Source organism: Brevibacillus massiliensis, from assembly GCF_000311785.1.
GTDB lineage: Bacteria > Bacillota > Bacilli > Brevibacillales > Brevibacillaceae > Brevibacillus_C > Brevibacillus_C massiliensis.
In genome coordinates, this window is record NZ_HE978545.1 from 1 (window position 1) to 20,274 (window position 20,274).

Consider the following 20,274-nt stretch of genomic DNA (forward strand, 5'->3'; position numbering starts at 1 on the left):
GGAAATAGAAAAAGTGCGAATGCCCCGGGTGATTTGACGAGTCACAATGTATAACTTTTGCATCTCTTATAGTGAGTATCAATCTGAACAGGAAAGGAGTTTGACGAATTGAGCCACCGCGAACGTTTACTTAAATACTATGATTTCACAGAAAACCCGCCGAACCTTGTGCCTATCCCATCTCCTACAGGTACTCCGGCGCCCCCCCCTCTTTGTCTTGCCAATAAATGTCGAAACGCCGATCGCCAACTTGACGTTGGACCGGATCAATCCGAGTGACCGAGTAGAGTTGGGTTCCACGGTGATTTGGAATATTTCCACAAGCGCCACGGTGACGTTATCGGCTGCAGGGGTAACACTGGCAGTCCCATTGACAATTTCACTGTCTCCGCTCGAACAGCTTACCTTCAGGGTCTGGCGTGATGCGATCGGCGGACAGAACGGAACACTCGTTGGCCAAGCGACGGATTTCAGGACGGGAGGATTGTCTGCCAGTCTCGCTGCCGGCACCGCACCTGGTGCCAGTGTAACTGCGGCCCAAGTTTCCACAGCGACAACTACCTTTATAACGACGGATACAAATGTGCCAGTCATTCCCGCATCATCATCCAGCTCCCATTCGAATATACACGAACACACCTACTTCCTGACCGCCACAGCAGCTGCCCCGATTATTCTGTCTAACCTGCTTTCCGCGCTTACTGTCGGTGCGAATACCATCTCCATTTCGGTCCTCGGCATCACGGTTGGGATTACAATCACGATAGCTGTAACGCCGAGTGTTCAGGCTGTATATTTCGGCGGTTCCGTCATTGATGAAAACGACACATGAGTTTAGATTGATGGATAGCCCTACAATCTCATCCTGCAGGTCGGGATGAGATTTTTTTTAGTAGAAATTCCACTGGCTTCCATTACTCTGCACAAAATCAGGATGGATAACAGGGTGGAACTGGCGGCTGCGGTCGGTTGGGAAGCAAAACCTTTCGTAAAATTGGATTTTATCCCAACTGTGGTCAAGGGCATATGGCGTGTCAGGATGGACAGCCAAGAATATGATGAAACAAGAGGAAAGGAGGGGAAATATGGCTCGTGAGCGATTACTCGTCTACTATGCATTCACTCAACCGAGCAGCCAGCCAGGCACCTTTGGCCCCGTTTCTTTGGTAGCTGGCCCGAATCCTGCAGAAATGCAACTGGCTGAGATCACTCTGAGGAGAATTCGGCCCCATGACCGCGTAGAGCTGGCGTCAACGGTCGGCTGGAGGGGATTCTTCGGAAACCCAGTCGTGGAATTTCGCATTCGCCGCGGGGGGATCAATGGACCGGTGGTCTTCAGCAACCGCGATACGGGTGCGACCGATGGGACCACTTTTGATTTTACAACCACATTCGACCATGCGGAGAAAGGGCTTAGTTCTTCCATCCAAACGTACGTATTAACTGTTCGCCTGATACAGTCCCTTTCACCGGCAGGTAACGTTCCCGTTCAGATCATCGGTCCTGTTCATTTCGAAGGTTCCGTGATCGACGACAATCCACGTTAAAGGGAAGGAGATGATACGAATGAGTCGTGAGCGATTGCTCGTCTATTACGATTTTGATCAACCGGACAGCTTCAGCGGCAGCATAACTCCCATTCCGCTAACTCTTCCCGCCGCTGGAGCATTGCCGACGGAAATCCCGTTGGCGACTGTCAACCTGAATCTGGTTCGCCCGCATGATCGGGTTCGATTAGCTGCGACGGTCGGCTGGAGGGTCGTCGCGGTATCAGGGCCGTTTTCCAACGAGGCGGAATTAGAATTTCGGATTCGCCGCGGCGGCACAACTGGTGTGCTCGTATCCAGCGCACGTGATTCCGGCTTCCCGATTGAGGATTTTCGTGAAATTACGACCAAATTTCTGTATACCGAGGGTGGGATCAGCCATTCCGTCCAATATACGTTGTCAGTTGTATTGGTTAATGCGCCTGGAGCCGGGCCAGGAACAACTCCTGCTCAGATCATCGGCCCGATTCACTTCGAAGGATCCGTTATAGACGATAACTCCACATAGAGAAAGGGGGATAGATCATGAAACGACAACGAGAGCTTGTCAACTTCAATTTCGATGAGCCGAGTAGCCAGACTGGAACCTTTCCGCCTATCTCACTGGTTGTACCCCCGCCTGGTGCACAACCGACTGAATTTGAACTCGCGTCATTCATCCTGCGCGAAATCAAACCGGATGACCGGATTCGTCTGACAGCAACGGTGGGATGGCGGAGATCCGATGGCGATCAACCGGTCCTGGAATTTCGGATTCGCCGCGGCGGGATCGTCGGTCCGATCGTATTCAGTACGCGCGATACAGGCTTCGTCTCCAGTGCCCCAAGCGATAATACGACCAGTTTTGACCATGTGGAAACGGGGGTTGCGCATTCCAGGCTGCAGTATACATTGACAGTTGTTTTCGTCAGGATTGCCAGCTTTGTGGATCCTGGAACGATCGTTGCCGTGATAGACGGTCCCGTTCACTTCGACGGTGAAGTGATCGATGATAATGGCAGAAAGGAAAATTTTTAGCCAAAGGCCGGAAGCGTGTGGCAAACAGCCGACTTGTGTCGGCTGTTTGCGATTAGGCAGAAATCGTCTCTTAGCCAGAAACTACGGTTGCGGCCGGGATTTTTGATGTTCCAGGATAACACGGGTAAGTTCTTCTTCCAGCATATTGATGTCCGCTAGGGGGTTGTTCAGTACTCTTTCCACAGCCTCTTTGATTTTTATCACCAGTTCCGGATCGTTCGCTATGTCTGTCATGCAGAAACCTCCATTTTTTGTAAAATACACTTCTTACAGGTGGATACAGGTTTTCCCGCTGTGCGTTTCTTCCTATTTTATGTGCGGATCCAATCAGTTGTGACGATTTGCCCCGCTCTCCTTAACCGCCGCCGAAAAATAAAGTGGCCGTAGAGGCGCTCCCGGGCGTCTTTTCGCTGTTTATTCATCGGATGCCAGGAGCACGGTTCCCGCGGAAAAATCATATGATATCTGGCCGACAAAAGGCGGCTGCAAGCTTTGGTCGCCGCAGTTTTTAGGAGGATGGTTATGGTATCGATCAGTCTTTGCATGATTGTGAAAAATGAACAGGAGACTTTGGCGAGATGCCTGGAGACAGTGAAAGATCTTGTAGACGAGATCGTAATTGTCGATACGGGCTCCACCGACCGGACGAAAGAAATCGCGAGCCGATATACAAAAAAAATTTACGACTTCAACTGGATCGATGACTTTTCGGCTGCCCGCAACTTCTCTTTTGCGAAGGCGACGAAGGATTATATTATGTGGCTGGACGCGGATGATGTATTGCTGCCGGCAGATCGCGAAAAGCTGAGCCGTCTGAAAAGACAGCTTGATCCTGCGGCAGACGCTGTCACCATGGAGTATGATTACGCCTTTGACGACCAGGGCAATGTAACGTTTAAAGTAAAACGCACCAGGTTGGTAAAGCGTGAGAAGCAATTTCAATGGCGCGGCGTTGTTCACGAAGACCTGATCGTCAGCGGGCGCGTGATCGAAACAGATATTGTGGTAACCCATAAACAAATGCATCGATTCACCGACCGAAACCTGAAAATCTTTGAAAAGCAATTGCGGGACGGAAAAGAGCTGACCCCGCAAGATCTCTTGAATTATGCGATGGAGCTGTACCATAATCAAAGGTTTGAGCAGGCAAAAGAGTATTTTCTGAGGTTTATGGAAGTGGAGAATATCGATTCGGATTACAAGGTTCTGGCTTGCAATCATCTGGCTGAATGTTACAACCAGCTGGGGGATCGGGAGAGGGAGTGGGAGTATTTGCTCAAATCGTTTCAATACGACATTCCGCGGCCCGAGTTTTGCTGCCGGATTGCTCTGAGGATGATGGATCAGAAAAAAGATCGACAAGCGGTCTTCTGGTGCAAATTGGCCCTTGATCTGCCCGTACCCGAAAGGCAGCAGCTGACGACGTTTGAATCCTGCCGGACCTGGCTGCCGCATATCTACCTCTCCATATGCTATTACCGCCTGGGTGATTACGAGCTATCGTACCAACATACGAAAACTGCTCTTACGTACCGACCAAACGATGAAGATCTGCAGCATAACCTGTATGTGCTGGAAGAGTTGATCAGACAAAAATGAAACAACGGAATACTGCAGGAGAGTATCGGCCCATGAAAGTCAAAAAAGCGATTATTCCGGCAGCCGGCCTTGGCACCCGTTTTCTTCCCGCAACCAAGGCGATGCCGAAGGAAATGCTGCCGATCGTGGATAAACCGACCATCCAATACATCGTTGAAGAGGCGGTCGCGTCCGGTATCGAAGACATTATTATCGTCACAGGCCGAACCAAGCGCTCGATTGAAGATCACTTTGACCACCACTTCGAATTGGAACAGACATTGCGGGAGCAAAACAAGCGCGAGTTGCTCAAGCTCGTGGAACAGGTGTCCGAGCTGGCGGATATTCACTATGTCAGGCAAAAGCAGACCCTCGGATTGGGCCATGCCGTCTGGTGTGCAAGAAAGTTCATTGGCGAGGAACCGTTCGCTGTCTTGTTGGGTGACGTTATCATCGACGACAATCCCCCTTGTTTGCAGCAGTTAATCGACGTTTATCAAGAGTGCCGGGGCTCGATTATCGGCGTGAAACCAGTGAGCTGGCCGGAGACCGAAAAGTTTGGGATTATCGATGCCAGGCCGATCACAAGCAGCCTGTATGCCGTAAACGGGCTGGTTGAAAAGCCCAGTCATGCACCTCCGTCCAACCTGGCTATCATCGGCCGCTATATTCTGGAGCCCGATATTTTTCCCATTCTGGAACGAATACCACAGGGCGCGGCGGGAGAAATCCAACTGACAGACGCGCTGCAGGAGTTGCTGAAGGACCGCTCATTGTACGCATTTCAATGCCAAGGACGGTTGTACGACGTCGGTGACAAATTGGGATTTTTGCAGGCGACAGTAGAGTATGCCCTGAAACGGGATTCCCTGCACGCGGAGTTTCGTCAATTCCTTCGCCGTTACCTGCAGCAACAAACTGAACAATAGAAAAAATCCGCTGCCGACAGGAGCGGATTTTTTCGCGTCAGTTGTAGTAATGTGTTACTAAATCAGCAATTCGTTGAAAAATTTGCCTGCCGATCGTCCGCTTTGAGAAGCGGGGAAAGACATCTTGTCTCGCCGTTCGGCCCTTCAATCTGGCCTCATCTCGGTGACTGTACACATGCCTCATCAAGCTTTTGAGGTGATCAACGCTTGGCTCGGCCCAGCGATGTCCCGAAAAGTGGGGGGGCATCTCGGACGTATCGACAGGAACCAGGCCCTCGATATCGATCAGATAGCTGTTGCGGTCATTCATGAACGACAGCTGTCCGCTCCATCTCGTCCCGATTGTCGGCAGCTCCATGGCCATCGCTTCCATATAAGGCCGACCCCACCCCTCACCGCGGGATGGCAAGACAAAGCAATCGGCTGCTGCGTACAACCCGGCCATTTGTTCTTCAGACAGACTCGCTTCGATGATTTCGATATGCGGACGTTGGCGAATTCCGAGTTTTTTTACTAATTCCCTGATTTTACCGGTAGGATCGGCCTTTGGGTGGTTCAGTTTCGTCACCTTGATGATCAGCGATACGTCGTCGTCCTGGGTAAATTCTTCAAAATAGGCGCGGAGCAAGATGTCCCAACCCTTGCGGACGCTCCAGTCAAATACGGACAAGAAGCGAAAGCCGCGAGCAGCAGCCTGAGGAATCGCTCTGGCCGCAGCCGGGTTAAAAATGTCTTCATCCACTGTCCCAGGGATGATGTGAATGCGCTCAGGCCTCACGCCTGCTCGTGCAAACGTCTCTCGGTTAAATTCGGACGGGACCCAAATCTCGGTCATTTCATTTAAGACCTCTACACAGTTCTCATGCAGCGAATCCGTCTCAAACATGGCTCTGGCGATAGATATAGGAGCCGCGGGAAACGCAAAGCCAAAGACGGGCAGCGCTTGATAATGAATGAGCGGTGTAAGAATCCGCTGCTTTTTGAGTGCTTTTACGTACGTGCCCCACTCAGTCGGGAAGGACTCCGCCGGCTCTGATACGCCTATGGGGTGCACCTGAACGCGGAGAGGATAGGGACGTATGCCTTCGAGAAATTTTCTTTGCTCTTCCGCAAACCCGGATTGGTCGAACAGGGGACACTGCCAAAGCAGTTCGTACGGTACTTTTTGGGCAACGAGATATAAGGCATTCCTGTCCTCTAATGTGTTTAACTCTCTTATCTGCCAAGCTGCCGAGTGCATTGCGACAGCCAAGCTGTCCTGGATGGACAGCGTATCGGCATCGACGTGATGTTCGGCCACGATGATGATTTTGCCCGTCTCTTTTACCCATTGTAGTGCAGTGTTTACCAGTTGATTCCAATCTGCTGCATACGTCTCTTTCTCCTTCAGAAACAGTAGCAGTCCGTCGCATCTCTCTTTGAACTGTGCCGGCTTCTCGGCATCGGTTTGATTCCGCCACTCGATTGCCAGCACGCGATCCCCACCGGTAAAATAGGGACTCCAGCGATTTCTTCGTTCCTTAATCACATCACCTGCATCGACAGGGGGATGCAATGGTGCCTCAAGCCACATGATCGGTTGCGATTGGCCGGGCGGAGCGGCTGGCAATGTCGGCTGTGTCACGGAAGCAACGGTGGATGTAACGGCATCTATGCGTTTGCGTACCTGCTCCAATGTCGGAAGCACGATTGCGGGGTCGCTTCCGCAGGCAAGTGCCCTTTGCAGCATCTCTTCCGCGTTGAGATCGCTCTGGATTGCAAAGTAACATTCGCCTAATTCTCGATACGTGTTCGCTAATCGATGTTCCGCCTGCTGCAAAGCTTTTTTTAGCGCCAAGATTTCTCTCGACCGCAGGGCCGGATTCAATCTCAAAGATTTTTGAAAGGCGTTGACTGCCAGATCAAATTCCTCTTCCTGCGAATAGCAAACGCCCAGCCAGCTCCATATCTCGGCCTGAAACGATTCGGGCTCACTCGCCATCGCTTCGGCTACAGCGGACAACTGTTCGCGGGCGGTCTTTGGATCATTTTGCTTGAGGCATACGAGGGCGGCAAAATACCGGGCCGCTGCGGTTTGGGGATAGATCGACAGGATGGCCTGAAAACACTGCAAGGCCTCTGCAAAGCGATTTTGCGAATACAGCTGAATGCCGGATTGCAGTTCTGCATGAATAATCTCGACATGGCTTGCTTTCGGGTTTTGCTTTTTCGGCTCCAGCTGCTGCAATGTCTCAGCTACGACACGGGCAGTTTGCTTCCAGGTGAACGTTGACCTGACTTTTTTACTGGAGTTTTGTCCGCGCAGTTCGACTGCGTGCCGATTTTCGTATACGCTGCGCATCAGAATTTGAAGTTCCGCCTGATCGATTTTCAGCCACCAAGGATCGGTGACAGTATCAAGGCCAACGGCCATTTCCGGTTTGATCATCTCTTCTTCGCTCTTAAGCAGAAATGACGTACTGTGGTCGCAGAAATCCCGGCAGGCCCCGAGGTCGGGGACGATCGCAGGTGTACCGCAGGCCATCGCCTCCAGAATGGGCAGGCCGAATCCTTCACCGCGGTACGGGTGCACCAACACGTCACATGCTTTATACAGACCGGCGAGTTCCTGCTCGGAGAAATAGGCGGAAAGGTACAGGATGCGGGCGTAACGCGGATCAGCTGCCAGCTTGACAATTTCCTTGTCAATCGCGCTTCCCTTATAAAAAGAATGGCTGCCTAGATCCTTGATCACCAGGCAAACGTCGTCGGCGGGAGAGAATTCGCTCAGATACGCCTGAAGCAGGATATCGATCCCTTTTCTCAATATGGTTCCGCCGACAAACAAAAAACGAAAAGAAGAGTCGTCGGGGATCTTCAGCGGCTCGACATCGTCACGGTAGACTGTTTCGTCTACCCCGAGGGGAATCACTTTAATTTTCTGTTCCGGTATGCCGCAGCGGACGTAACACTCCTTATTGTACTTGCTGTACACCCAGACCTGATCCGTCCAATGCTTCATCGGAATATACCACTGCTTGGGGAGAGCGCCAAATTCCCAAGGCTGCATGCAAATACTGTACGTGCTGCTGGTCACGTTCCAGTTGGGCGGCCATTGATGACATACGCTGATGTCAGCCCTCTGGTTGGCGGCTGCCGTCCGTTTGTGCAAGTCGAACCATTCCGGTCCGTCGACATTGGGGAAACCATCCTGGTGAGGCCTGATAAAAAGGTCGATGTTTCTGAATGCAAGCAGGTATTTGCAAATATTCCGGTTTGCCTTCGCGTAGCTGTGGGTCGAAAACTGTGGACCTTCCCACATGACAGATGTACGGTCCTGCTTCAAGGCGAGCACCTCCTGTTCCTCATCTTATGGAGGGGACGGGGCAGGTGTTCTTTCGCTTCGATGGCGTTAGCCGCCTTCAATCAAGCGACGCAAATGTTGAACGTAATGATTGATCGAATGGTGCCGGTCGATGTACTCTTTCGCGCATTGAGACATCCTGGTTCGCAGGTTTCTGTCTCGGTAAAGCAGAAGCATCGACTCGAACAGCGCCTGCTCGTCATCTGGGCCGGCGGGGATTTTTTTGACCACTTCGTCTGGAAATTCGCGAAATGAACCGATGTCGGATACGATTGTTGGGATTCCATGTGACAACGTATCGAGCAAAGAGGCCGAAGACTCGCCGCAGGTTGGGTAGCGAATGTTAACGGCAACATCCGTGCCGCTGATATGCCGATGGCGTTCTTCGTTTGGCACATAGCCGAAAAAGGTTACGCGAGATTCGAGCTGCAGCGTCTGCACCAGAGAAACAAGCTGTGACAGATAACCTGGCTCACATAGTCCGATGACATGGTAGTACACATTGCTGCAGCCGGAGTCAACAAGCTTTTTCAAACAGCGAATCACCTTGTCGATGTGTTTCTGCGGCCCGAGAAAACCAAAACTGGCAAATACAAACCGGCTGTCCTGGCGCTGGGAAGAATGTGCCTGCAGGCTGACGGGAAGCCGTGAGATCGTTACATTCGGTACGCCCTCTTTTACGAAAATGTCGTATGTGTACTGATTGTGAACAACGACGTGCCTCGCTCCCGCCACATAATATTTGTTGATCATAAACCGTTCATGGGGATTGGGGATGCTGCCGCTCAGCACACCGGTCAGGATTTCTTGCGCGCGGCTTCCGAAATTTTCACTCAGCACTTGATAATAGGTTTGGACATCTTGTCTGCCCAGTGTCGACATGATGCTCATTCCGTGTACATTCGCCTCGTGCATGATTACAATCCCGCTATGGGACCTCAGGTACGGCACCATATACTGGTGGTAGGTGTGGTTTCCCATTTGATAGATAATGGCATTGTATCGACTGGCAAGCTCGGGGAAGGAGCGGTGATTGTACACCTGGACACTGCCCGGGCTAATGGAGAGACTGGGCGTGTAGCCGTCGTCGATAAAGATGTCGCAATCGTAATACTGTGCGAGATCCGGCAATATTCTCTCCTGCAAATCGGCAACTCCGGACTGGATGGGCGGTACAGGGGAAAAGATGGCTATCCGCTTTCTGGCAACGAGCCGATAGATATTCAAAACCTTGGAGGCGACCTCCTTCCATTGGAATTTATTGGAGTGTAAAAGGCCCTTCTCGCGATATGCATTCCGCAAGGCGGGGTCTGTCAGCATTGCGTGTATGCCGGCTGCTATTTCATCAATGCTTTCCGGATTGACGAGGTAGGCGGCATTGGCGAATATCTCCGCGAGTGATGAATTGTCCGAGGCAAGAACTGGAACGCCGCATGCCATCGCCTCCAGGATCGGCAAACCGAAACCTTCGTAGAGAGAAGGAAAGGCGAAGAGGGAGGCACCGTTGTACAATCGGACCAGGTCGGCCTCTGGCACATGACCGGCGATCACCACATCACCGGCCACTCCCGCCTGCTCGGCGGCGGATCGCAACTTTTGCCTGTCCCCGGTGCTGACATTGCAGGATAAAACCAATTGGTAGGCAGAGTGCAGCGCCTTGTTTGCACGGGCAAACCCCTCGATCAATCGGGGGATATTTTTACGAAAATCAGCGCCGCCGGAGCTCAGAATATACGGTTTTGTAATGCCGTACCGGATTAATAGTTCGGACCGGTTCGGATCGGGCCTCCACTTGAATGAGTCATCCAAACCCGCCAAAATGACATGGATTTTACCGGAATCGATTCTGAAGAGACGAACAGCATCACGCTTGGTCGTCTCCGATATCGCGAAAATTACATCTGCCGATTTCACAAAATGCAAAACGGTTTGGTGGAAATTTTGGAAAAACGGATGGCTTAAATAAACATGGGGGAACAGAAACGGGATGAAATCGTAAATCGTAACGGCAACTCTGGTTTTGCCAAACCATTCTTTGCGCATCAACAAGGCAGAACTGGTAATTTCAAACGGACTCTGAATATGAAACAACTCGATTTGGTTTTGCGAGAGGAATCGCTGCAGCTGCTCCCGTAGTTGAACCGGGCTGTCGCTTGGTTCGGGGTAGAAAAAAGAAAAGGAATGGTCAGTTCCTTGGAGTGTGATGTTCCTAAGCAGGCTCCGGGAATACCGTCCAATTCCTCCCTGATAAGAAGGGGCCTTCACAAACGACATATCAATCGCAATGTTCACGCACTTCACCGCCTATCCCGATGATGTTTGTCGACAGCTCTATTCACTTAACAACCTTTTGATGATGGCTCCAACGGAAGCAGGGGAATAGTTGAGATGGATATCCAACGCCGCCTTTTTGGCAAGTTGCTCCCGTTTGGGCTTATTCTCATATGCCTCGCGCAATGCCTTTCGAACTTTCTCCACCTTTACATCGGGCCAACGGTGGTTGCGGTAATGGTCGGGTCTTGCTTTTTGCAGCTTCTCATCGACGGGCACGAGCACTCCTTCCGTCTCGATGAGAAAGCTGTTGGTATTGTTCATGAATTCCGTCGAACCTCCCCAGTTCAAAGCGATTGCCGGTTTCCCCAGGGCCATCGCCTCCATAACGGGCATTCCCCAGCCGCTTGCTCGATCGGTGGACACGTATACATCACAGCTCTGGTACAAGTCGATTAAGTCATGCTCGCTGATCGGATCTGTCATGATGGCGATTTGCGTTTGGAAACGCTCATTGGGAATGTAGGAGCGAAGTTCAGAGAGGATCTCATCTTTGTTCTGCGCTGGGTACGTATACACTTTGACGATCAAAGAGACGTCTTCATGGGGAGAAAATTCTTCGCAGAAGGCTTTCAGCAGTAAATCATAGCCCTTGCGGTAGTCAAAACCTGATACGTATAAAAAGGTGAATGACCGTAGCGGGTGGGGAAGAGCGTATTTTCGAAACGGTCTGCCCGGATAGTATTTCGTGACATCGATCGGGTAGGGAACGATACGCAGCTTTGAGGGTTCGACGCCGCTGCGGGTGAACGTGTGGTAATTAAACCGGGAAGGGACCCAGACCTCATCCATCAGATTTGAATATGCCGCCCACTTACCCGGCAGGCGATCCGTTTCAAACAGGGTGATCCCGATATTTTTTGCTAGATGAGGGACAGCAAGGGGGACGCCAAACACCTCTGCCAAATTGTGACGAACCAATACAACCCGATCTCCGAGTTGATTCGTTGACAGGTTTTGCAGCCAACGCCTGGTATCTTCGCCGATTTCGTGATGCTCTTCTCCATAAGAGTGGATGTAAACAGGGATTCCGATCGATTCTATCGCTTTTAAATAATTTCGCGAGACATTCCCGTACCCGCCTCTATCATAAACCGGCCCCATCCAATAAATACCAGTATATGTCATCTGAATCAACATCTCCTCTTTGCCGATCTTTCATTAGTATATGGTGGAAAAATAAGGTGGATTAGGCGTTATGATCAAATGAAGCAAAGAATAGGTGAAGTTTTCCCTGCCGGTCCCGAATCTCGACCATTTGTCTATACCTCAACTGCTGCTCAAACATATACTGCTGTAGCGCAGTGGCAGTCTAGAAAGAGGGTGAACGAGATGGGAATCATGGGGTACGAAAGCCAGCCTGTATTCTTATATCACAATAAACCGCTCGCATATAACACCATTCCATACAACAACAGATCCGAGAGGGCTATCGAAGTGCCAATTGCCATTGACTTTTTAAGAGAAATGGGGACGAATAAACGAATTCTTGAGGTTGGCAACGTATTGTCCCATTACATGCCTCTATTGGCTCCATATTCCGATATAGGCAAAATCGACGTTCTTGACAAATTTGAGCAGGGCCATGGCGTGATGAATGTCGATTTGATGGATTTCGATGTCAAGTACGATGGGATCGTATCCATCTCTACGGTAGAACACGTGGGACAGATGGAGTACGGAGAGACCCAGCCAGGTGGCAGGGAAGCGCCGTTAAAAGCGATTCTGAAAATCTATGAGCTGCTTCAACCGGGAGGGCGGGCGCTGATAACCGTTCCGTTTGGGAGGTTGATTGATGCCGGCTGGCAAATTCAATTTAGCAGCAAATACCTGGGTCTCGTGGTGAAAAAATACGGTATTCCGCATGCAGCGATCAAAACGGCCTTTTTCAAAAAAATGGATGCAGAGGTCGGTGCAGAGGTTCCAAAGCAGCTGTGGATGCAGTGTGAGGAAAAAACTCTGGAGGAGACGTATTACGATAGTCCGTTTCCCAATTCGAACGGGATTGCTGTCATTTCCTTGGAAAAAATAGCGGATGCCAATCCGACAGTCGAAGATGATGAAGAAACGCTTCAATACAATCCTCCGGTCAGTATTGGCGGCTATTACCATTCCCCTTTTATAAGGGCATCCGAATTCGACCAAAACGGTTGGTTTCCCGCTTATGCTTCCGGCTATCTTTTTTATGGACCCTATATTTCTTTGCACCGCCAGGTCTACCGGTTTGATATGGTCATCGAGATGTCGGAACCAAGGCATTTTGTTTTGGATATAACCTCCAATTACGGTCAAAAAGTGTTGCTGAGGAAAATAGTGAGACAATCTGGTGCAATTCGGGATTTGCTTTACTTGTCCCAGGACGAACACCATGTTGAGGTGCGCTTATGCAAATACGACAGCGGGGGTTGTTTTGTGCGGATTCCGCAATTGTTCATGGGACAGCTTTGAGAGGATAGAATGAATGTCCGGGAGGGGAAGAGTGTGGACCGAATGAATTACTACTTGGGGGAACATACGGTGCTGACCAATTTAGTTCACGGGCCGGCCATGTTCCTGGACACTCGCGATCCAGTCAATTTGGCGATTTTGATGCAAGGTTCTTGGGAAGATTGGGTTACCGCCACTTTTTTGTCAGTAGTCAAACCGGGAATGACCGTCCTGGATATTGGCGCCCATCACGGTTATTTTACTTTATTGGCTGGCATCCTGGTAGGTCCCGGAGGGTTTGTTCACGCCTTTGAGCCCAATCCATTTCATCATAAGAACCTGCTGAAGAGCGTCGCGTTTAACGGTTTGTATGATCGCGTAAAACTGAATAAGGTCATGGTGTCCAATCAACGCGGAGAAACAGAAATGCTAACCACCGGCGAGGCGGGCACCAGCATTTTTTTTCACGGTCTGGAGGACATAAACGCAATCACAAGAACGATCGTTCCCCAGGGCTTGCTTACCGACTACTTGCCAAGCCTGAAAGCGGATGTGATCAAAATCGATATCGACGGCTCCGAACCGCTGATCATGCATAGTCTGTGTGAAGTGATTGACCATAATGGACCGATGGTCGTTTTTTTGGAATACCTGCCAAGTATCTGGAAGGGGTATGAGCCGCTGCCCATTCTTCAGCGTTTTGCGGAACGCGGCTTTCACTTTCACATTCTGCAAAGGGACGGAATTACGGTTCCGACCTGCGCAGAAGATCTCGCCAGTATCAGCCCGGTGATCCATCTCGATTTATTGCTGACAAGAACATAGCGGCCCAGCCTGCCCGACAGGAGGCTCCCGCAGCTTCGCTTCTTGAGGGAGTCCTTTTGTTGTGTCATTCCGCTTTTTTTATAATGAGTCCAATCGAGGTAGAAATGTATTGCCCCAGTTGCAAACGCATGTGTGTATCGCTCAGATACGGGGGAACATCCACATACGATTCAAGCTCGCTCATGCCGACGGAATAATCGATGTCGATGGAATGCCCCATCTGCCTTAGCGTCTGCACCATCCATTCGATATCCTGCAGGCGGAAAATCACGGTAGGGCCGCTGTCAAGCGTACCGTCGTTGGATGACAGGTTAAATTCGGTTGTATGAATGGCAATGCCGCCCGGTTTTAAGCAATCCATCTGGTTGACGGTAAATTGCTTGCCCAGTTCGATCGAACCGCAATGCTCGAAAGAACAGGACGACCAGGTGAAGTCGTATTGATTGTGGTACTCGGGACCAATCGAATTCATATTCAGCGTTTGAAACCGGACCAAGCGCTGGAATTGTTCCGGGTCGCATATGCCTTTTTCGTTTATTTTGGCCATGCTGCTAAAATGCTGGTTGGTCTGCACCCATCCCCGTGCAAGAGCGCTGTCATAATCGAGATCCGTAGCGGTAATGTGGCAGCCGTGTGAGGCAAACAAGGGTACGAGCGGCTCGGTCCCCACCCCGAAGCCCAACCCGCATTTTCCCGGCGAAAGGACGCCGCGTTCCAAAAGCCCTTGGTAAATGTAGCAAAATTCCCACAGCTTTCGGTGGTAGCGAAAAGGTTCTTTACATTTGTCGCAGGCTTGCCGAAACCAGGCTGTCTCAAAATCTTCTTGCTTGCAGATCTGGGATTTCAACATGCAGGCAGTCTCTCCTTTTTCATGGCTTTTTGGCAGGCGCGGGTATTTCCTCGCCAATTCATCTTGATTCTTGACGGTTCATCATATGACAACTGGCGTCCGGATGATCAGAAAAGGATTTCCCCTTCAGGAAATCCTTTTTCCCTGGCCAGGCACATATACATAGGACGAGGAGGGAGAGTTATGAGACGCAGGTATATTTGGGTCTTGTTCGTCATTTTGTTTTTGGCTTCGTTTGACATGCACGCTCAGATGCCGCTGCTGGCCCCTTACGCACGGACGATCGGCGCTACTTCGATGGTGATTGGCATCTTGCTTGGCGCTTATTCCATCAGCAATTTATTCGGCCACCTGGTCGCAGGGCCGTTTCTCGACCGCTACAGCAAAAAGCTGTTTATCTGCGCGGGACTGTTTATCGCCGGATGGCTGTTGATCGGCCACGGACTGGTGGACACACCTGATACGCTGATGCTGCTTCGCCTCATCTTCGGGTTTACGATGGCGTTTGTCACCCCTGCGTGCTCGGCGCTCCTGGGGCAGTTGGCGCGAAACAATGAAGAGCAGGGAGTATTCATGGTCAAAAAGGGGATGGTCTTGACCGCGGCGGCTATCGTTTCGCCGGCGATCGGCGGGCTTTTGGCGGCCAAATTCGGTTACGCCCAGGCCTTTTTCATTTTTGGCGTGATCATGATGCTGGCCAGCTTTGTCACCTTGAGCAGCCTCCCGAACAAATCGGCCCTTCGCCCGGCAGATAATCGATCCAAGGGGGCAGCGATTTCCCCCTTTCGCACGATGGTCGCCACGTTCTCGATTTATCCGGCCTACGTCGCCGGGTTTGCCGTGATGTACGCCCAGGGCACGTTTATGTACGAGATTCCCCTGCTGCTGCAGCGGCAGCATCTGGAATCGACCGTCTCCGGCATCCTGTTCAGCGTGATGGGACTTGGCTCGCTGGCGATTTTGAGCCAATTTTGGTTAACCCGCACGTCGCCGCTCGGAAGGATCGTCGCAGCCCTGTTTGTCCTCGGGCTGATGATGTACACGATAGCGGTGGCGGCGCCTGTCTCGCTATACCTGACGATGTTTATCATCGGCGCCTGTACGGGTGTGCTCTTCCCGGCGATGACGACTTTGCTCGCATACCATGCGCCTCCGCATATTTACGGGACGGCTTTCAGCATCTACGCGGCTGTGCTGTCCATTGGATCGATTATCAGTCCGCTGGTGGCCGGCTCGACAGGCTTTGTCAACCAATCGTTTTTTGGCGCCTTTCTGGTCGTGACTGTCGCCAGTCTGATTGCGGGCTGGATCGGAAGCAAATTCAGGATCGGGTCCAAACCGATCACGCGTTAGAACGATAGTCAGGCACGTGCCGCTGTGTGGCCGTTTTGATCTGTTTGAGCTGGGCGACGATGATAAAACTGACGATGACCAGGAGAAACCACGAACTGATCTTGCTCACATGAACAAGCTGCCAGCTGTCCCGCTGGTTGGGATACTGCCATGCGCCGAGGAGGGTGGCGATGTTCTCCGCCACCCAGATGAAGAATCCGATCAGGAAGAAGCTGAGCACGAGCGGCATGGAAAACCGCTCCCGGTTGACGGTAAAGCCGACACGCGTTCGCCAGAAGAGAAGAAAAATGGCCGCTGTCAGATACCAGCGAATATCGGCGACGAAGTGGTGCGTAAAGAAATTGAGGTAGATCATTGCGCCCAGCGGGATCGTCGCCCAATTCCTCGGCCAGCGCACGACAGCCAAGTCCAGCCGGCGCCAGGCCTGGCAGATGTAACTGGCGACGCTGGCGTACATGAAGCCGCTGTAAAGCGGAACGCCAAACACCTTGCTGTAGGCCGCTTCCGGATAGGACCAGGAGCCCATATGTACCTTAAATATCTCCAGCATCAGGCCGATCAAGTGAAAGAGCGTAATCACCTTGAGCTCGTCCTTCGTCTCCAGGCCGGTCTTGATCATGACCACCTGAACCGCCAGACAAGCTATCAACAGCAGATCATACCGTGGCAGGCCTGGGATGGCGACAATTTGCGACAGCCCCAGCAGCAAGAAAATGCAGACGGGGAAGAGACAGGAGAGTGCTTCTTGCAGAGTAAAGTGAAAGAGAAACAAACCAATGCGCTTCATGAACCTTCTCCTTCGTGAATCGGCGTATACACACTTTTAGCATACTCCGTCAAGAACTACAAGAAAAAACCGCCGAAGTTTCGACGCTGCACCCGGCAACTAACCTATGTAGATCCAGTTGTGGTACACTATGGTTAAAATTTGATAGAAACAGCAAGGAGATAGAAGACATGAAGCTGGTATCCTGGAATGTGAACGGCCTAAGGGCGTGTGTCAATAAAGGGTTTTACGACTACTTCAAGGAAACGGAAGCAGATATATTCTGCATACAGGAGACGAAGCTGCAGGAAGGGCAGATCAGCCTGGATTTGGATGGTGAATATTTTCAGTTTTGGAATTATGCAGAGAAAAAGGGCTATTCCGGAACAGCGATTATTACAAAGCTGAAACCGCTCTCGGCATGGTACGGGCTTGAAGAGGACTACGAGCCCGAGGGGCGGATCATCACGCTCGAGTTCGACTCCTTCTACCTCGTCACGGTCTATACCCCGAATGCCAAGCGTGACCTGTCCAGATTGGAGTACAGACTGGAGTGGGAAGATCGCTTCCGAAGCTACCTGCAACAATTGGACAGCAGAAAACCCGTGATTGTATGCGGAGACTTAAATGTGGCCCACCGGGAGATTGACCTGAAGAACCCGAAATCGAATCAAAACAACTCAGGCTTCACCCCAGAGGAGCGGGAGAAGATGACCCGATTGCTGGACGCCGGGTTTATCGATTCGTTTAGGTATTTCTACCCCGAGCAGAGGGATGCCTACACCTGGTGGTCGTACATGCCAAAGGTGAGGGAGCGGAACATCGGCTGGCGAATTGACTATTTCCTGGTCTCTTCGAGGCTGGATTCGTCGCTAATGGATGCCGGGATCGATTGCCATATTACAGGCAGCGATCACTGCCCTGTCTTTTTGAAAATCGCAGTGAAAAATGGGTGACGAGGCAAGCAGATCACGGCAAACCTGAAGCATCAGCAGACACAAGCGGTGGGTCGTATCTTTCCAATTCCATTGTGGCAGGGGCTGGACCATCGGCAGAATATTTCCGCCGAAGGGCAGCCCCTTTCTTTTCACATAGCTTCCCGGCTTTACTCTTCTCCCGTCGCCACCGGATTTTCCGGATAAGACGTCCAATCGCTCCAACTGCCGAGGTACAGCTTCGCGTCACTGCGCCCCGCTTCATTCAGCGCCAGGAGGTTGACGCATGCCGTAACGCCTGATCCACAGTAGACGATCAACTCATCCGCCTCGGCCAGCGGAGCAAAGCGTTCTTTCAGTTCATGGGCCGGCCGCAGGGTGCCGTCGGCTGACAGGTTTTCCTTATAAAAGTAGTGAAGCGCCCCCGGGATGTGTCCTGCCTTCGGGTCGATCGTCTCCAGTTCGCCGCGGTAGCGTTCACCTGCGCGGGAGTCGAGCAGAGCCGTACGCTCGCTGCGGGAGGCCACCTCAGCCGCGGTAACCAGCATGTGTGACTGGACATCGGGGACGAACGTGCGCCGGGTTCGCTTTTCTACCTCAGAGGTTACCGGCAATCCTGCTTTCCGCCACGCCGCATATCCGCCGTTCAAAACCGCTGCCCGAGGGTGGCCCATGTAGCGAAGCAGCCACCAGAGCCGGGCGGCCATCGCCATATCCTGGTCGTCGTATGCCACGACGGTTACATCACGGTCGATCCCGGCAGAAGAAAACAGCTCCACCAATGCGTCCGCGGCCGGCAGCGGGTGGCGTCCACCGTGACCGCTGCCCGCTTTCGGTGCCGACAAGTCCTGTTCCAGGTCAAAGTAAAGCGCACCCGGAATATGGTCCTGCAGGTACTCGGCGAGACCCAGCCCCGGCTTCCCCAGGGTAAAACGGCAGTCGACGATCACGACGTCCGGGTCGTCTGTATGTTCGGCCAGCCAATCGATTGAGACAAGGTTTTCTCTCACAGCCATCTCAGCTCCTGTTCTTTCTGAATCTTCCCTTCCTCATCATAACAAAACGGGCGCCTTCCCGTCTCGCGGAATTGGGACAGCGGAAAACACATGCTTGGGTGCCAACTTGGGACAAACGCCTTGAGTCTATCAACGAAAGCGGAGGTTTATATGATATCTGCGGATGAATAGAAGTCTATTTTACATTTACTAGGGAATTCGACTAGAGCGAAGGACTTCTCCGCTCATATAGATGCAGTATAAATAAACCGTAAGGACGAAAGGGGATAGAAAAGATGGAGCATGTTCAGGATATGAGTTTTCTTGAATCGATGGTGGGGAAGACACTCCGCATCTACAAGGGAGGGCCAGAGGCAAAAGACGGCAGATTGCTCTCGGTTGCGGACGATTACCTGATGCTGGATACTCCCGAAGGAGATATCCTGTACTACAGTCTGGAACATATTAAAACGATCTGCCGGGACCTCGGCAAACCTTCTTTGCCGCTCAAGCACCGCCGTGAATTATTTGAGGAATACCTGGAGAACAGCGATCTGAAAGAAGTGCTGCAAAGCTTTAAATACGGCATGATTCAGGTCGACCGCGGCGGTCCGGAATCCAGAATCGGCAAGTTGCTGGACGTTGGAGACGATTTTATCGCCCTGCAGACGAAAGAAGACGGTACGCTCTACTATCAAATTCGTCATATTAAAAGCATTGGCGACGCTTCCGAGGAGTGCGAAAAAGGAGACTTCGAAGAGAAGCCCAGCTATCAACATGTAAAAAACTTCCATGAAGTGTTGAAAGAGATGCTCCATTGCTGGGTGAGGGTGAACCGCGGCGGTCCGGAGTCCCTTGAGGGCGTACTCACTGAGGTAGACGATGACTATATCACAGTCGTCCACAATAAAGAAGTCTACAGGGTCTTGGTGTTCCACATTCGCAATATCAGCGAGGTCGACAAGAGCAAAGAGAATTCGGACGGTGAAAATAAAAACGAGGGGAGCAATGAAAACAAACAGAACAAGAACAAGAATAAAAACGAGAATAAGAACAAGAACAGCAATAAGAAGAGGAAATCGGTTCGGCAGTGGTACCAGCGGCGTTCACGGAAAGTCAGCAGAGTTTACATCAGAAAAACGGTAACGCGATATCGTGAAAAAACGACAGCCCGCTATCATGAAAAAGCCGCAGTGCAATATCATAGAAAGGCGGCGAAGAGCCGCAGAAAACACAAGGGAGCAATCCGTCCCAGAGTGGAGATCGTAAAAGCTGTCTACAATTCGCGAGGAATGAAAGAAGTGAGGGTCAAGCAAAGGGCATAACAAGCGAACACGTTTGCCCCTTGCCCTCATAGAATCGGAACTTTATTGCAAAG

19 protein-coding genes are annotated in these 20,274 nt (G+C 51.4%); 12 read left to right on the forward strand and 7 right to left on the reverse strand.

What is annotated here, in order from left to right; translation table 11 throughout:
• Positions 1-217: 217 nt before the first annotated feature.
• The 5 genes from HGBM_RS30465 to HGBM_RS19260 all read left to right on the forward strand — a co-directional run bounded on the left by HGBM_RS30465 (position 218) and on the right by HGBM_RS19260 (position 2,564).
• Positions 218-832 carry a hypothetical protein gene (locus tag HGBM_RS30465; RefSeq protein ID WP_154653334.1) on the forward strand — a complete coding sequence of 205 codons (615 nt, stop codon included), beginning with the start codon at positions 218-220 and terminating at the stop codon, positions 830-832.
• Positions 833-946: 114 nt separating this feature from the next.
• Positions 947-1,096 carry a hypothetical protein gene (locus HGBM_RS30470; protein ID WP_019122713.1) on the forward strand — a complete coding sequence of 50 codons (150 nt, stop codon included), beginning with the start codon at positions 947-949 and terminating at the stop codon, positions 1,094-1,096.
• A complete protein-coding gene (locus tag HGBM_RS19250; protein WP_019122714.1) occupies positions 1,086-1,547 on the forward strand; it encodes a hypothetical protein in 462 nt (153 codons plus the stop codon). The genes HGBM_RS30470 and HGBM_RS19250 overlap by 11 nt, the downstream gene beginning before the upstream one ends.
• A gap of 19 nt (positions 1,548-1,566) precedes the next feature.
• Positions 1,567-2,055, forward strand: a complete 489-nt coding sequence (locus HGBM_RS19255; protein WP_019122715.1) for a hypothetical protein — start codon at positions 1,567-1,569, stop codon at positions 2,053-2,055.
• A 17-nt stretch (positions 2,056-2,072) separates the two neighbouring features.
• A complete protein-coding gene (locus HGBM_RS19260) occupies positions 2,073-2,564 on the forward strand; it encodes a hypothetical protein (RefSeq protein ID WP_019122716.1) in 492 nt (163 codons plus the stop codon).
• An 81-nt stretch (positions 2,565-2,645) separates the two neighbouring features.
• Here the strand turns inward: HGBM_RS19260 and HGBM_RS30475 are convergent, their stop codons facing one another.
• The gene (locus tag HGBM_RS30475; protein ID WP_019122717.1) at positions 2,646-2,798 is read right to left on the reverse strand and encodes a hypothetical protein; all 153 of its coding nucleotides are present in this window, start codon (positions 2,796-2,798) and stop codon (positions 2,646-2,648) included.
• A gap of 288 nt (positions 2,799-3,086) precedes the next feature.
• Between HGBM_RS30475 and HGBM_RS19270 the strand changes: the two genes are divergently transcribed.
• Both HGBM_RS19270 and galU read left to right on the forward strand, forming a co-directional pair.
• Positions 3,087-4,163, forward strand: a complete 1,077-nt coding sequence (locus HGBM_RS19270; RefSeq protein WP_019122718.1) for a glycosyltransferase — start codon at positions 3,087-3,089, stop codon at positions 4,161-4,163.
• A 32-nt stretch (positions 4,164-4,195) separates the two neighbouring features.
• Entirely contained in the window at positions 4,196-5,071 is an 876-nt protein-coding gene (gene galU, locus HGBM_RS19275; RefSeq protein WP_019122719.1) for a UTP--glucose-1-phosphate uridylyltransferase GalU, read from the forward strand.
• Between the two features lie 37 nt (positions 5,072-5,108).
• On the opposite strand, the gene HGBM_RS29060 is transcribed toward galU, so the two are convergent.
• The 3 genes from HGBM_RS29060 to HGBM_RS19290 all read right to left on the reverse strand — a co-directional run bounded on the left by HGBM_RS29060 (position 5,109) and on the right by HGBM_RS19290 (position 11,873).
• Positions 5,109-8,396: a glycosyltransferase gene (locus HGBM_RS29060; protein ID WP_019122720.1), complete on the reverse strand. Its 3,288-nt coding sequence runs from the start codon at positions 8,394-8,396 to the stop codon at positions 5,109-5,111.
• Between the two features lie 66 nt (positions 8,397-8,462).
• Positions 8,463-10,706: a glycosyltransferase gene (locus tag HGBM_RS19285; RefSeq protein ID WP_019122721.1), complete on the reverse strand. Its 2,244-nt coding sequence runs from the start codon at positions 10,704-10,706 to the stop codon at positions 8,463-8,465.
• Between the two features lie 39 nt (positions 10,707-10,745).
• Positions 10,746-11,873, reverse strand: coding sequence for a glycosyltransferase family 4 protein (locus tag HGBM_RS19290; protein ID WP_019122722.1), 1,128 nt, complete (start codon positions 11,871-11,873; stop codon positions 10,746-10,748).
• Between the two features lie 309 nt (positions 11,874-12,182).
• Here HGBM_RS19290 and HGBM_RS19295 point away from each other — a divergent pair, with 309 nt between their 5' ends.
• Positions 12,183-13,193: a class I SAM-dependent methyltransferase gene (locus tag HGBM_RS19295; RefSeq protein ID WP_245553022.1), complete on the forward strand. Its 1,011-nt coding sequence runs from the start codon at positions 12,183-12,185 to the stop codon at positions 13,191-13,193.
• A gap of 42 nt (positions 13,194-13,235) precedes the next feature.
• Positions 13,236-13,997, forward strand: coding sequence for an FkbM family methyltransferase (locus HGBM_RS19300; RefSeq protein ID WP_245553025.1), 762 nt, complete (start codon positions 13,236-13,238; stop codon positions 13,995-13,997).
• A gap of 64 nt (positions 13,998-14,061) precedes the next feature.
• On the opposite strand, the gene HGBM_RS19305 is transcribed toward HGBM_RS19300, so the two are convergent.
• Positions 14,062-14,847 (reverse strand): methyltransferase domain-containing protein, encoded by a 786-nt coding sequence (locus HGBM_RS19305; RefSeq protein WP_019122725.1) that lies wholly within the window; start codon positions 14,845-14,847, stop codon positions 14,062-14,064.
• Positions 14,848-15,030: 183 nt separating this feature from the next.
• On the opposite strand from HGBM_RS19305, the gene HGBM_RS28045 reads away from it, so the two are divergent.
• Complete coding sequence (locus HGBM_RS28045) at positions 15,031-16,200, forward strand: MFS transporter (protein ID WP_019122726.1); 1,170 nt, start codon at positions 15,031-15,033, stop codon at positions 16,198-16,200.
• Here HGBM_RS28045 and HGBM_RS19315 read toward each other — a convergent pair.
• On the reverse strand, positions 16,190-16,987 hold the full coding sequence (locus HGBM_RS19315; RefSeq protein ID WP_019122727.1) for a DUF817 domain-containing protein: 798 nt from the start codon (positions 16,985-16,987) through the stop codon (positions 16,190-16,192). The two genes, HGBM_RS28045 and HGBM_RS19315, sit on opposite strands and share 11 nt — an antisense overlap.
• 170 nt (positions 16,988-17,157) lie before the next feature.
• Between HGBM_RS19315 and HGBM_RS19320 the strand changes: the two genes are divergently transcribed.
• On the forward strand, positions 17,158-17,922 hold the full coding sequence (locus HGBM_RS19320; RefSeq protein ID WP_019122728.1) for an exodeoxyribonuclease III: 765 nt from the start codon (positions 17,158-17,160) through the stop codon (positions 17,920-17,922).
• Between the two features lie 149 nt (positions 17,923-18,071).
• Here the strand turns inward: HGBM_RS19320 and HGBM_RS19325 are convergent, their stop codons facing one another.
• The gene (locus HGBM_RS19325; protein ID WP_019122729.1) at positions 18,072-18,917 is read right to left on the reverse strand and encodes a sulfurtransferase; all 846 of its coding nucleotides are present in this window, start codon (positions 18,915-18,917) and stop codon (positions 18,072-18,074) included.
• A gap of 275 nt (positions 18,918-19,192) precedes the next feature.
• Between HGBM_RS19325 and HGBM_RS19330 the strand changes: the two genes are divergently transcribed.
• Positions 19,193-20,221 (forward strand): hypothetical protein, encoded by a 1,029-nt coding sequence (locus HGBM_RS19330; protein WP_026074537.1) that lies wholly within the window; start codon positions 19,193-19,195, stop codon positions 20,219-20,221.
• The last annotated feature ends 53 nt before the right edge of the window (positions 20,222-20,274 follow it).